Here is a 13070-nt window from a genome sequence, read left to right on the forward strand (position 1 = left end):
GGGCGCGCAACTAACCCAGATGAGCGTCAAGCGGGCGCGGTGGACGACGCGGCCAGCCGCTGCCGGACCGCCTCGTACAGGCAGACCGCGCTGGCGACCGACACGTTCAAACTCTCGACCACCCCGCGCATGGGGATGGACACCAGTTCGTCGCACGTGCGGCGCACCAGCGGGCGTATCCCCTTGCCCTCCGACCCCAGAACCACGGCCACGGGACCGCGCCAGTCGTGCTGATGTAGGCTGCGCGGGGCGTCGTCGCTTGTGCCGATGATCCACAACCCGCGCTGTTTGAGTGCCTCCAGCGTGCGGGCCAGGTTGGTGACCATGAAGTACGGGACCGTCTCGGCCGCTCCGCTGGCCACCTTGGCCACCGTGGCGGTGAGTCCGCAAGACTGATCCTTGGGGGCGATAACGGCATGCGCCCCGGCCCCGTCGGCCACGCGCAGGCAGGCCCCCAGGTTGTGCGGGTCGGTAACGCCGTCGAGCACCAACAGCAGCGGCGGATCGGACCGGCGCTCGGGCTCACTGCGGGCGTCCAATTGGTCCAGCAAATCGTCCAAGGTGCGGGCCTGCGCCACGGGCTGCACCCGGGCCACCACGCCCTGGTGGTTGGCGCCTCCCGCCAACTTGGCCAGCCGGGGGCCGTCGGCCTCGATGACGCGCACCCCCGCCTCCCGCGCACGCTGCAAAAACTGGCGCATGCGGACATCGCGGCGGGTGGGGTCGGCGTAGACCTCTAGAATGGTGGACGGCGCGGTCTTCAGGCGCACGCCGACGGCGTGAAACCCGAACAGGATTTTGGTTTCGGACGACATGGGGCGCGATTATGCGTCTCGGGCGCGGCCAGCTTCGATGGCGATGCGGCGCTCGCAGCGCGCGGCAATCGCCGGATCGTGCGTGACCAGCACCAGGGTGGTGCCGTGTTCGCGGTTCAAATCGAACATCAGCTGCATGACGCGCTCGCCGGTGGCGTGGTCGAGGCTGCCGGTCGGCTCGTCGGCCAGGAGCACCGCCGGCTCGACCACAAAAGCGCGCGCCAGGGCGACGCGCTGCTGCTCGCCACCGGACAGCACCCGCGGGTAGTGCCCCAGCCGCTCCCCCAGACCCACGCGCTCCAGCATGCGCAGGGCGGCCGCGCGGGCGTCGCGCCGGCCGGCCAGCTCCAGCGGCAGCATGACGTTTTCCAGCGCGGTGAGGTTGCCCAGCAACTGAAAGCTCTGGAACACGAAGCCCACTTTGCGCGCCCGCAGCGCGGCGCGCGCGTCTTCGTCCAGCGCGAAAATGTCGACACCGTCCAGGTGAACCGTGCCGGCGGTCGGGGTATCCAACCCGGCGATCAGGGACAGCAGGGTGCTCTTGCCCGAGCCGGATGCGCCGACAATGGCCAGGGTCTCGCCCGGGGCGACGGCAAATTCGACGTCGTGCAGGATGCCGAGCGTGCCCGTCGCATCGGTGACCGATTTGGACAGGCGGTGCACGGTAATGATGGATGTGGACATGAAAGGCCTTTGACTTGAACCGCAGAGACTGTAACGCCACCGTGCTGGCCGCCGCCGCACTCGCGTACCTGCCCTTCAGAGCGGGGGCCGCCGAGCCGGGTTCCGCGCCGGTGATTCTGGTGGTGGGTGACTCGTTGAGCGCCGAATACGGACTGGCGCGCGGCACCGGGTGGGTGGCACTCTTGGAACGACGGCTGCAGGAAGCCCGGCGCACGGCGCGGGTGGTCAACGCCAGCGTCAGCGGCGACACGACGGCCGGGGGCCGCTCGCGGCTGGCCCCCCTGCTCGAGCGCCATCGTCCCGCCCTCGTCGTGCTGGAGCTGGGCGGCAACGACGCCTTGCGCGGCCTGCCGCTGAAGACGACGCGCGACAACCTGCGCGCCATGATCCGCGCCAGCCGCGACGCCGGCGCGCGCGTGCTGCTCCTGGGCATGGACATGCCGCCCAACTATGGCGAGCGCTACCGCGCCCAGTTCCGCGCCGTCTATGCGGACCTGGCCCGGGAAGAAAAAGTGGCCCTGGTGCCGTTTTTCCTGACCGGTGTCGCCGATGGGCCGCAAGCCGCCGCCCTGTTCCAGGACGACCGCATCCACCCCAACGAGCGGGCGCAGCCGATCCTGCTGGACAACGTGTGGCCGGTCATGCGACCGCTGCTGCCGAAAGGATAATTGGGCTACCTCAGCCCGATGCAGTTCGAGCCGCGCTGGTACGAGGCACAGCGCAAAAATGCCGCGTGCCCCCGGGGGTTAAGAACTCCACGAAACAGGGGCAAGGTCACCGGCGCGGGCCTGAGCCGCCGTCAGCCCAGCACCGCCCACGCCTGCGCGAGGTCGGCGCGCAGGTCCTCGGCGTCCTCCAGCCCCACCGCCAGCCGCACCACGCGCGGCGCGTACGGCCACGGGCGCGGGCGCATGGCAGGGATGTCGTACGGCATACACAGGCTGACCGGCCCGGCCCAGCTGTAGCCGAGCCGGAACAGCCGCAGCGCGTCGCAGAAAGCGTCGATGCGCCCCGGCGCCACGTCCGGCTCGAAGACCACCGTCAGCAGCGCCGCCGCACCGCGCGCCAGGCGCCGCCAGTGGTCATGGCCGGGCGAGCCGGGCAGTGCCGGATGCAGCACGCGCACCACGCGCGGCTGCCGCGCCAGCCAGTGGGCCAACTCGCGGCAGCGCTCGTCTTGCGCGCGGTAGCGCAGCCCCAAGGTCGGCAGCCCGCGCAGCACGGCCTCGACGTCGTTGGCCCCCACACCCAGGCCCAGCCGCATGTGCGTCATCAGCAGCGCGTGATGCAGCGCCTCGTCGCGCGTGCACACCGCCCCCATCAGCACGTCGGCACCACCGCTGGCATATTTGGTCAGCGCCTGCATCGCCACGTCCACGCTCCAGTCGAACGGCGCGTAGGCCACGCCGGCCCCCCAGGTGTCGTCCAGCGCCGTAACGATCGGCCGCGCGCGCCCCGCGTTGGCGCGGCGCACCACCTCCACCAGTGCCGGCACGTCCGGAAATTCCAGCGTCACCGAGCCAGCCGCTTCCAGCCACACCAGGCGCGTGCGTTCGCCAATCCCCGCGGCCAGGTCGGCCGGGTCCATCGGGTCGTAGACGCGGTGGGTGATGCCCCAGGCGGCCAGCTCGTTCTGCGCCAGCGCCAGATTCGGGCCGTAGGCATGGTCGGGGATCAGCACCTCATCCCCGGCGCGCAGCAGCGCCAGGTCCACCAGCGCGATCGCCGCCAGGCCGCTGGGCGTCAGCACGCAGTGGCGTGCACCCTCCAGCGTCGCCAGCCGCTCCTCCAGCGTGAAGGTGGTGGGCGTGCCGTGCAGGCCATAGGTGTAGCCGCTCTTGTCCTGCCAGCGGCGCGTACGCAGCGCCGCCACGTTCGGAAAGAAGACGGTGGAGGCCTTGTGCACCGCCACCGGCGCGGCGTCGAAGCCGTCCGGCGCGCGGTACGGGTGGTGGATCAGGCGGGTGCTCAGATCTTCCATTTGGCCAGCAGCTGCTCGGGCCGCAGGTTGTCGTAGCACTCGAACGGCTGGTGGATCCACGGGTTGGTGGGCAGAAACTCCACCGAATAGTCCGGCGTGAAAATGGACACGCCCTTGGTCCAGATGACGGCGCTGCGCAACTCGGTGATCGGCGCGTAGTTGGTGCGCAGCATGTCGATCACCGCCTTGAGCGTGTGGCCCGAGTCGGCCAGGTCATCGACCAGCAGTACACGGCCCGCGATCTCGCCCTTGGGTGTGGTGATGTAGCGCGCGATATCCAACTGCCCGCGCACCGTACCACCTTCGGCGCGGTAGGAACTGGTGGACATGATGGCCAACGGCTTGTCGAAGATGCGGCTGAGGATATCGCCGGGGCGCATGCCACCACGGGCCAGACACAGGATGGTGTCGAAGTCCCAGCCCGACTGGTGGATCTTGATCGCGAGCTTTTCGATCAGGTTGTGGTACTCGTCGTACGAGACGTACAGATGCTTGCCGTCCTCGGTGAGCATATCGGGGTCTTTCGCGTGGCTCTGCGGGAGCCTCAAGCGGCGAAGGGATACCGCACCAGGATGGTATGGTCGCGGTCCGGGCTTGTCGAGATGACGTGGATCGGCACGCCGGTGGTGGCCTCGATGCGCTCGAGGTAGCGGCGCGCGTTGGCTGGCAGATCCTCGTAGCGTGTGATGCCGGCGGTGGGCTCGCTCCAGCCGGGCAGGGTCTCGTAGATCGGTTCGCAGCGCGCGATCTCATCCGCCCCGAGCGGCAGCACGTCGATCTCGCGCCCGTCCAGGCGGTAGCCGACGCAGAGCTTGAGTTCCGGCAGGCCGTCGAGCACGTCCAGCTTGGTGATGCACAGGCCCGACAGGCCGTTGACCTGCGCCGAGCGCTTCAGCAGCGCGGCGTCGAACCAGCCGCAGCGGCGCGCGCGGCCGGTGGTGGTGCCCTTCTCGGCGCCGACGGTGGCCATGTGCCAGCCGGGCGTGCCCTCGGTCTGCCAGTCCAGTTCGGTCGGGAAGGGACCGCCGCCGACACGGGTGCAGTAGGCCTTGGTGATGCCAAGCACGTAGTGCAGCAGCCCCGGGCCGACGCCGGAGCCGGCGGCGGCGTTGCCGGCCACGCAGTTGCTGGAGGTCACGAACGGATAGGTGCCGTGGTCGATGTCCAGCAGCGTGCCCTGCGCGCCCTCGAACAGCAGGTTGGCACCAGCGCGGTGCGCGTCGTTGAGCTCGCGCGAGACGTCGGCCACCATCGGCCGCAGCTGCTCGGCCTGGCGCATGGCTTCCTCGTACACCGGCTCGAAGCGCACGCGGCCGCGCTCGATGTAGGGCGCCAGCGCCGGGCCCCACTGCAGCGTCTCGGAGCCGAGCAGCGTCACCAGCACGTGGTTGTGCAGCTCCAGCAGCTCGCGCAGCTTGGCGGCGAAGCGCTCGGGGTACTGGAGGTCCTGCACGCGCAGCGCGCGGCGCGCCACCTTATCCTCGTAGGCCGGGCCGATGCCGCGGCCGGTGGTGCCGATCTTGGCCGCGCCGGCCTTTTCCTTGGCAGCCTCGCGCGCCACGTCCAGCGCCGCGTGAAACGGCAGGATCAGCGGGCACGCCTCGCTGATGCGCAGGCGGCTGCGCACTTCGACGCCGGCGCGCTCCAGGCCCTCGATCTCCTCCAGCAGCTTGGCCGGCGACAGCACCACGCCGTTGCCGATGTAGCATTTGACGCCGGCGCGCATGATGCCGCTCGGGATCAGATGCAGCGCGGTCTTGACGCCGCCGATGACCAGCGTGTGGCCGGCGTTGTGCCCGCCCTGGAAGCGCACCACGCCGTGCGCGGTCTCGGTCAGCCAGTCGACCAGCTTGCCCTTGCCCTCGTCACCCCACTGGGTGCCGACCACCACCACGTTGCGCCCCGGCTGGGGCTGGAAAACCTTGTCGTTCATGGGAAAAATCGCTCGATCGGTATCGCTTGGAGAGCGGTTGGGGGAAGGGCCGCGATGGTGCGGTGGGCATCAGTGCGCCTGCGCCGCGAGCGGCTGCACCACCCACGCGCCGTCGCGTTCGACCAGCGTACGGTCGCAGGCAAATTCGTCGACCTCGTGCTCGTGCCCGGGCAGCACGCAGACCACGGTTTCGCCGGCCGCGCGCAGTTGGGCAATGGCCGCGCGCAGGGCCCCATCGTCGCGCCACGGCGCCCGGATCGCCGGACGCAGCGCGGGGGCCGGGGCCAACCGAACCAGTTGCTTGAGATCCAGACTGAAGCCGGCAGCGGGACGGCGGCGTCCAAAGACCGCGCCCACCTCGTCATAACGGCCGCCACGGGCGATTTCCTGCCGCTCGGCCGCACCGGCGCCGAACAGCGAAAACCGCACGCCGGTGTAGTAGGCGTAACCACGCAGATCCGCCAGATCGAAGGTGACGGAAACCAAGGGGTCGCGCTCGTGCAGCCGGTCGGCCAGCCAGGCCAGATCGTCCAGGGCCCGCTGCAGCCGTTCGCCGCCCGGCAGGCGCCGACGGGCCTCGGCCAGGACGCCTGCATCGCCATACAGCTCGGGCAGGGCCAGCAGACCATCGCGCACCGCGGGGGGCAATTCCCCGGCCAGTGCCGCCAGCGCCGCCGCATCCTTGGCCGCCAGCGCCGCATGCAGCCGCGCGACGCGCGCCGGCGGCAGCGAACAGCCGTCCAGCACCGCATCGACGATGCGCACATCGCCCAGGTCCACCCCCAAGCGGGACAGCCCCGCGGCCCGCAGGGCGTCCAGGGCCAGCTCAAGGACTTCCAGGTCGGCCTCCAGGTCGGCGTGGCCATAGATTTCGGCGCCGAACTGCAGCGGCTCGCGCGAGCCGTGCGCGGCACCCGCCCGGGTATGCACCACGGGGCCGCAATAACACAGCCGCGTGATGCCGTGCCGGTTGAGCAAATGGGCATCGATGCGTGCAACCTGCGGCGTGGTGTCGGCCCGCAGCCCTAGCATGCGCCCCGAGAGTTGATCGACCAGCTTGAAGGTCTGCAGATCCAGCGCCTCGCCGGTGCCCGTCAGCAGCGATTCCAGGTGCTCGAGCAGCGGCGGAATCACTAGCTCGTAGCCGTAGCGGCGAGCGGCTTCGAGCAGGGAGCGGCGCAAATCCTCGATGTGGCGTGCCTCGGAGGGCAGCACATCGGCGATGTGATCCGGCAACAGCCAGGCAGACATGGGTGGTTAGATGGCAGGCAAAGGCCGGATTCTACCCCGGCCCCGATCCGGATCCGGGCCGGCCGCCGATCGCGGCCGTCAGCGCGTGCCCGCCGCCGGCGCCGCGCCCTTGAATACCTTGAAAAACTCGGACGAGGGATCGACCACCAGCACATCGCCCTTGCCGGCAAAGCTGGCCTTGTAGGCCTCCAGGCTGCGGTAGAACTGGGCAAACGCCGGGTCTTTGCCGAACGCCTGGCTGTAGACGCGGGCCGCTTCGGCGTCACCTTCGCCTTTGATCTTTTGCGCCTGACGGAAGGCATCGGCCAGGATGACCTCGCGCTGGCGGTCGGCTTCGGCGCGGATCTTCTCGCCCTCGGCAAAGCCGGTGGAGCGCAGCTCGTTGGCGACGCGCTTGCGCTCGGCCTCCATGCGGTCGTAGACCGAGCGCGTGATCGACTCGGCGTAGTCGATGCGCGAGATGCGCACGTCCACCACGTCCATGCCCCAGGGCTTTTCGGCGCCGCGCACTGCGGCCAGCACCTCGCGCTGCACGGCGGCCATCAGCTCCTCGCGCTTGGCGGAGAGCAGCTCGCGCAAGGTGCGCTTGTTGACCTCTTGCTGGAAGGCGTTGCGCACCACGCGGTTGAGCTGCGCGGCACCGGCGCGCTCGTCCAGCCCGACGTTACGGATGTAGGCTGACGGATCGGAGATGCGCCAGCGCACATACCAGTCGATGACGACGCGCTGCTTCTCGGCGGTCAGCGTCGGCTCGGTGTCGGTGCTCTCCAGCGTCAGCAGCCGCTTGTCGATGTAGGACACGTTCTGGAACGGCGGCGGCAGCTTGAAGTTCAGGCCCGGCTCGGTGACCACGTTGCGGATCTGGCCGAACTGGAACACCACGCCAAACTGGCGCTGATCGACGACGAACAGGGTGGAGCTGACTATAGCCAGCAGGATCAACAGGGAAGAGGCAATGAATCCGATTCGGTGCATCATGGCGTCGGCTCCGTTCAGCGCCCTTCGCGGTCGCGGCTGCGCAGGTCGTCACGCCCGCGCGCATCGGCGCCGGCCGGCGCGCTCGATGCGGCGGCCGACGCGCCGGGCGACGGGACCGATCCCCCCGCCCCCTGCCCGGCGCTGACCTGTTGCATGATTTTGTCGAGCGGCAAATAGAGCAGGCTGGACTGCTGGCGGGTATCCACCATGATCTTCGTGACGTTGGTGTAGATCTGCTGCATGGCCTCCAGATACAGGCGCTCGCGAGTGACCTGCGGCGCCTTCGCATACTCGGCCTGCACGAGCGAGAAGCGCTGTGCATCACCCTGGGCCTGCGCCACGATGCGCGCCTTGTAGCCCTCGGCCTCCTCGATCAGGCGCGACGCCGCGCCGCGCGCGCGCGGCACGACATCGTTGGCATAGGCCTCGGCCTCGTTCTTGGCGCGCTCGCGCTCCTGCCCGGCCTTGAGCACGTCGTCAAACGCGGCCTGCACCTGCTCGGGCGGGCGCACGCCGCCGGCCTGTAGGTTGATGCCGACAATCTCAATGCCGACGTTGTAGCGGTCCAGGATGTTTTGCATCAAGGTCCGCACACGGGGGGCGATCTGCTCGCGCTCCTCGGCCAGGGCGGCGTCCATCTTCATCTTGCCGACCACCTCGCGCACGGCGGTCTCGGCGGCCTTGACCACCGCCGCGTCGGGGTCGCGGCTGCTGAACAGGTAGGCGCGCGCATCGCTCAGGCGGTACTGAACGGCAAACTTGATCTCGACGATGTTCTCGTCCTCGGTCAGCATCGCCGACTCGCGCAGGCCCGTGGCGCGCACGATCGCATCTCGCCCGATGTCCACCGAGCGGATCTGAGTGACGAACACCGATTCGTGGCGCTGGATGGGATACGGCAGCCGCCAGTTGAAGCCCGCGCCCACCGTGCTGTGGTAGCGGCCGAACTGGGTGATGACGGCCTGCTGGCCTTCCTGCACGATGAAAAAGCCCGTGCCCAGCCAGATCAGCACACCCACACCTACGATCAGGCCGGCGCCGATGCCCGCGCCTTTGGGATCGGGGCGCATCGGCGCACCGCCCTCCCCCCGACCCCAGCCGGGTCCACCCGGCGGGCGAGAACCCCCACGACCGCCAAACAGGCCGCCGAGCTTGCGATTGAAGTCGCGCCACAGTTCGTCCAGGTCGGGGGGCGTCTGCCCGCCCGATGGCCGGCGCTGCCCGCCACCGTCGCGGGCATCGTCGTCTTCCCCACGCCCCCAGCGCGGGTCGTTGAGGTTGAACACCGCGCGCAGACGGCGTGCCCAGCCTGCCCGAGACCACAGGCCCAGGCGGTCAGGCCCGCGTCCAGAAGGTCGTGCGCCCAAGGGGAAGTCGCTCATGGATGAAAACGTGGATCGTTGGATGGTATGCGAATTGTGCCGAATTGCGGCACGCCCCCGTCACCGTTGGGCATGAAGAGGTGCTCGCGCACGGCGTCGGCCAGCACCGCCCGCAACGCGTCAAGTCCCTCGCCGGTCTGCGCGCTCACGAAAACCCGAGTCACGCTGCGCCCTTCGAGTTCCGTGACATCCCGGTGCTGGAGCGGGCGCCGCTCGGGTGGCAGGGCGTCGATCTTGTTGAACACCAGGACCTGCGGCACGTCGGCCGCGTCGATCTCGTGCAGCACGCGCTGCACGTTGTCGATCTGTTCCGGGTGTTGCGGATTGGCCGCATCGACCACGTGCAGCAGCAAGTCGGCGTCGCGCGCCTCCTGCAAGGTGGCTGCGAACGCCTCGACCAGCGTGTGGGGCAGGTCGCGGATGAAGCCGACCGTATCCGACAAAGACACATTGCAGCCGACCTCGCCCAGATACATTTGGCGCGTCGTGGTGTCGAGCGTCGCAAACAACTGGTCGGCCGCATACGCCCGGGCCTTGACCAGCGCATTGAACAGCGTGGACTTGCCGGCGTTGGTGTAGCCGACCAGCGACACGGTGAAGGTGCCGCGGCGCTCGCGCTGCCGGCGCTGGGTGCGCCGCTGGCGCTTGACCCGCTCGAGCCGTTCGCGGGTACGCTGGATCGCCTCGGCGATCATGCGGCGGTCCAGCTCGATCTGCGTCTCGCCGGGGCCGCCGCGCAAGCCGATGCCGCCGGTCTGGCGCTCCAGGTGCGACCAGCGCCGCACCAGCCGCGTCGACAGGTAGCGCAGCCGCGCCAGCTCCACCTGCAGCTTGCCCTCGTGGCTGCGGGCCCGCTGGGCAAAGATGTCCAAAATCAACAACACCCGGTCGTTGACCGGCATCTTGAGGTGCCGTTCGAGGTTGCGCTGCTGCGCCGGGCTCAGGGACTGGTCGAACAGCACCTCGCTGGCGCCATGCGCCGCGGCAAGGGCTGCAATTTCGTCTGCCTTGCCGCTGCCAACGTACAGCGCCGCATCCGGCGCGCGGCGGCGACAGACGACCTTGTCGCACACCCGGTACCCCGCCGACTGGGCCAGTTGGGCCAGTTCGTCCAGGGTGGCGTCGAAGTTCGGCTGGCCGATGTCGACGCCGACGAGAATGACACCCGGCGCCGGCTCACCGGCCGTGGATGCCGGGGCGAATCCGGTCACGGTGCCGACGCCGCGTCGGCCGTCTGGCCTGCCGTGAACTGCACCGGACGACCCGGCACAATGGTGGAGATGGCGTGCTTGTACACCATCTGGGTGACGGTGTTTCGCAGCAAGACCACGTACTGGTCGAACGATTCGATCTGGCCTTGCAGCTTGATGCCGTTGACGAGGTAGATCGACACCGGCACGTGCTCGCGGCGGAGTTGGTTCAGAAACGGGTCCTGGAGGAGTTGGCCTTTATTGTTGCTCACGATATCGTCCGTGTTCGATATAAAAACGGGACGACGACCTTACCACAAACGGCGGCGGCGTGCGTGGGCGCAAAGCCCCGCACAAAGGGTGCGTCAGTCGTAGGGGTTTTCCTGCGTCTTGAACTCGATGCGCAACGGCGTGCCGACCAGATCGAACGCCTTGCGAAACCGCGCCTCCAGATAGCGTCGGTAGGCGTCGCCTACGTGCTCAAGCGAGTTGCCGTGGATGACGATGACGGGCGGATTCTGCCCGCCCTGGTGCGCGTAGCGCAACTTGGGGCGGAACATGCCGCTCTTGCGCGGTGCCTGGAAGGCAACGGCCTCCTGCAGCAGGCGGGTGAGCACTGGCGTGGGCATCTTGACCATCGCCGACGCATAGGCCCGGGCGATGGACTTCCACAGCGCCTGGATGCCCTGGCGCTTGCGCGCGGAAATGAAGTGCAGCGGCGCAAACTTCAGGAAGGCCAGCCGCACCTCGAGGGAGCGCTGCAGTTGCTCGCGCTGGTAGTCGTCCACCGCGTCCCACTTGTTGACGGCCACGACCACCGAGCGGCCGCTGTCCAGGATATAGCCGGAGATGTGCGCATCCTGGTCGGTGATGCCCTGCGTGGCGTCCAGCAGCAAGAGCACGACGTGCGCACTCTCGATGGCCTGCAGCGTCTTGACGACGGAAAACTTTTCCACCGCCTCGAACACCCGACCCTTACGGCGCAGGCCGGCGGTGTCGATCAGCTCGAAGCGGCGCCCCTCACGCTCGAAGGGCACGCGGATGGCGTCGCGCGTAGTGCCCGGCAAATCGAAGGCCACCAGCCGCTCTTCGCCCAGCCAGGCGTTGATCAGCGTGGACTTGCCGACGTTGGGGCGGCCAGCGACGGCAAGCCGGATCGCCTCCTCGGTGGCCTCGTCGGCCTCGGGGGTGTCGTCGGGCCAGATGAGCTGGTCGAGCGCAGCCTCGACCATCGAGCGCACGCCCTGTCCGTGCGCGGCCGAAACCGGGATCACGTTCCCCAGGCCCAGTTCATAAAACTCGGCCAATCGTGCACCCTCGCGCATGCCCTCGGCCTTGTTGGCCACCAGCAGGCAGGGCTTGGCCAAGCGGCGCAGGTAATCGGCGATTTCGTGGTCCTGCGCGCTCAGCCCGGCCCGCGCGTCCACGACAAAGATCACCACATTCGCCTCGGCCACGGCCTGGCGGGTCTGTTTGGCCATCTCCCGATAGATGCCGCTGGAGGCGTCGGGCTCGAATCCGCCCGTGTCGATGACGATGAACTCGCGCCGCCCCAGCCGGGCATTGCCGTAATGGCGGTCGCGGGTGAGGCCGGGCATGTCAGCGACGATGGCGTCCCGGCTCTTGGTGAGCCGGTTGAACAGCGTGGACTTGCCGACGTTGGGGCGGCCGACCAGCGCGACGACGGGCTTGAACGCGGTCATTCGGGACGCCAGGCGAACACGCCGCCGTTGCGGGTCACGGCCAGCAGGGTGTTGCCAACCAGCAGCGGCCCGTCGACGATGGGCGAGCCATCCGTCGGCAGCCGGTTCAGGAATGACCCATCGGCGCGCGACAGCAGGTGCACATGGCCCTGCGCATCCCCCACGGCCAGGGAGCGGCCCACCGCCAACGGTGCCGATAGGCCCCGGTACAGCAGCCGCTCGTTGGCCCACGCGCGCACTCCGTCCTCACGCCGCAGGGCGATGACCCGGCCGTTCGACTCCACGCCGTACACACGCTCGGCATCGGCCTGCACGCCGGTCGTGCCGTCGGCCGGTTGCGTCCAGAGCACCCGGCCGCGCTGGGCATCCACACAGCCGATCGCGGACTGGAAAGCACGCGCGCACAGCACGTCGCGGTCGCGCCCTACACGGCCCACCAAATCGACGAGGCGCTCGATTTCGTTGGCGCTGCGCGAGCGGCCGATGGTGGCGTCCCACTGGATGCGCCCGGTGTCGGGGTCCAAGCCGACCAAACGGCCGCCGATCCCGACGACCAGTGTGTTGCCGACCGCACCCAGCACGCCGGCCTGGCGCAGCACCAACGGCTCGGTGCCGCGGCTGGTTTGCGACCACAGGCGCGCGCCCGTCGCGGCATCGAACGCGACCACGCTGCGATCGCCCCCCAAGACGAACACGCGTTCACCGGCCACGAACGGCGGCGTAAAGGTGCGCGCGGGCAGCCGCTGGCGCCAGCGCTCGCCGCCTTCGGTCAGCACCACCAAATCGTTGTCGCGCGTAACGACGGCCGCGCGCCGCCCATCGAAACCGACCCCGGCGGCCATGGGGGCGCCGGACTCGGCCCGCCAGCGCACGCGACCGCTCTCGCCATCCAGCACGGTCACCGTGCCCGCGGCGTTGACCAGCGCCACCGACGCGCCGTGGACGGCCGGCACCATCAACGCATCGACCGGCCCTAGCGCCTGCGTCCACACCTGCCGTGCGGGCACGAGCGCGGCCACCGGCTCCAGCGGCATGGGCGCCGGTTTGCGGCCGCTGGACGAGCAACCGGCCAGCGCCAGCGCCAGGGCGGCACCGGCCAGCCACGTGCCCGCACGCCGGACGAGCGAGGAGGGGTGAACGGGGGGGTGGATGA

General features: G+C 69.3%; 13 protein-coding genes. 1 reads left to right on the top strand and 12 read right to left on the bottom strand.

Annotation, left to right across the window (positions count from 1 at the left end; all coding sequences use genetic code 11):
- Positions 1 to 26 precede the first annotated feature (26 nt).
- Positions 27 to 815 carry a 23S rRNA (guanosine(2251)-2'-O)-methyltransferase RlmB gene (gene rlmB / locus V7026_RS00095; protein ID WP_334153211.1) on the bottom strand — a complete coding sequence of 263 codons (789 nt, stop codon included), beginning with the start codon at positions 813 to 815 and terminating at the stop codon, positions 27 to 29.
- A 9-nt stretch (positions 816 to 824) separates the two neighbouring features.
- The gene (locus V7026_RS00100) at positions 825 to 1499 is read right to left on the bottom strand and encodes an ABC transporter ATP-binding protein (protein WP_334153212.1); all 675 of its coding nucleotides are present in this window, start codon (positions 1497 to 1499) and stop codon (positions 825 to 827) included.
- A 14-nt stretch (positions 1500 to 1513) separates the two neighbouring features.
- Here V7026_RS00100 and V7026_RS00105 point away from each other — a divergent pair, with 14 nt between their 5' ends.
- Complete coding sequence (locus tag V7026_RS00105) at positions 1514 to 2167, top strand: arylesterase (protein ID WP_443082289.1); 654 nt, start codon at positions 1514 to 1516, stop codon at positions 2165 to 2167.
- Positions 2168 to 2298: 131 nt separating this feature from the next.
- Here V7026_RS00105 and V7026_RS00110 read toward each other — a convergent pair whose 3' ends face one another.
- The 10 genes from V7026_RS00110 to bamB form a co-directional block, all read right to left on the bottom strand.
- Positions 2299 to 3480, bottom strand: coding sequence for a PLP-dependent transferase (locus tag V7026_RS00110; RefSeq protein WP_334153213.1), 1182 nt, complete (start codon positions 3478 to 3480; stop codon positions 2299 to 2301).
- The gene (locus V7026_RS00115; RefSeq protein WP_068609383.1) at positions 3468 to 3992 is read right to left on the bottom strand and encodes a phosphoribosyltransferase; all 525 of its coding nucleotides are present in this window, start codon (positions 3990 to 3992) and stop codon (positions 3468 to 3470) included. The genes V7026_RS00110 and V7026_RS00115 overlap by 13 nt, the downstream gene beginning before the upstream one ends.
- A gap of 32 nt (positions 3993 to 4024) precedes the next feature.
- The gene (locus tag V7026_RS00120) at positions 4025 to 5413 is read right to left on the bottom strand and encodes an adenylosuccinate synthase (RefSeq protein ID WP_334153214.1); all 1389 of its coding nucleotides are present in this window, start codon (positions 5411 to 5413) and stop codon (positions 4025 to 4027) included.
- A 69-nt stretch (positions 5414 to 5482) separates the two neighbouring features.
- Positions 5483 to 6664, bottom strand: a complete 1182-nt coding sequence (locus V7026_RS00125; protein WP_334153215.1) for an ATP phosphoribosyltransferase regulatory subunit — start codon at positions 6662 to 6664, stop codon at positions 5483 to 5485.
- A 78-nt stretch (positions 6665 to 6742) separates the two neighbouring features.
- The gene (gene hflC, locus V7026_RS00130; RefSeq protein ID WP_334153294.1) at positions 6743 to 7639 is read right to left on the bottom strand and encodes a protease modulator HflC; all 897 of its coding nucleotides are present in this window, start codon (positions 7637 to 7639) and stop codon (positions 6743 to 6745) included.
- A gap of 17 nt (positions 7640 to 7656) precedes the next feature.
- Positions 7657 to 9024, bottom strand: a complete 1368-nt coding sequence (gene hflK, locus V7026_RS00135; RefSeq protein WP_334153216.1) for an FtsH protease activity modulator HflK — start codon at positions 9022 to 9024, stop codon at positions 7657 to 7659.
- On the bottom strand, positions 9021 to 10235 hold the full coding sequence (gene hflX / locus V7026_RS00140; RefSeq protein WP_334153217.1) for a GTPase HflX: 1215 nt from the start codon (positions 10233 to 10235) through the stop codon (positions 9021 to 9023). Before hflX ends, hflK begins: the two co-directional genes overlap by 4 nt.
- Positions 10232 to 10486, bottom strand: a complete 255-nt coding sequence (gene hfq / locus V7026_RS00145; RefSeq protein ID WP_334153218.1) for an RNA chaperone Hfq — start codon at positions 10484 to 10486, stop codon at positions 10232 to 10234. Before hfq ends, hflX begins: the two co-directional genes overlap by 4 nt.
- A 93-nt stretch (positions 10487 to 10579) precedes the next feature.
- On the bottom strand, positions 10580 to 11917 hold the full coding sequence (der, locus tag V7026_RS00150; RefSeq protein WP_334153219.1) for a ribosome biogenesis GTPase Der: 1338 nt from the start codon (positions 11915 to 11917) through the stop codon (positions 10580 to 10582).
- Positions 11914 to 13068, bottom strand: a complete 1155-nt coding sequence (gene bamB / locus V7026_RS00155) for an outer membrane protein assembly factor BamB (RefSeq protein WP_443082291.1) — start codon at positions 13066 to 13068, stop codon at positions 11914 to 11916. Before bamB ends, der begins: the two co-directional genes overlap by 4 nt.
- Positions 13069 to 13070 lie beyond the last annotated feature (2 nt).

Source organism: Tepidimonas sp. (genome assembly GCF_036825565.1).
GTDB lineage: Bacteria > Pseudomonadota > Gammaproteobacteria > Burkholderiales > Burkholderiaceae_C > Tepidimonas.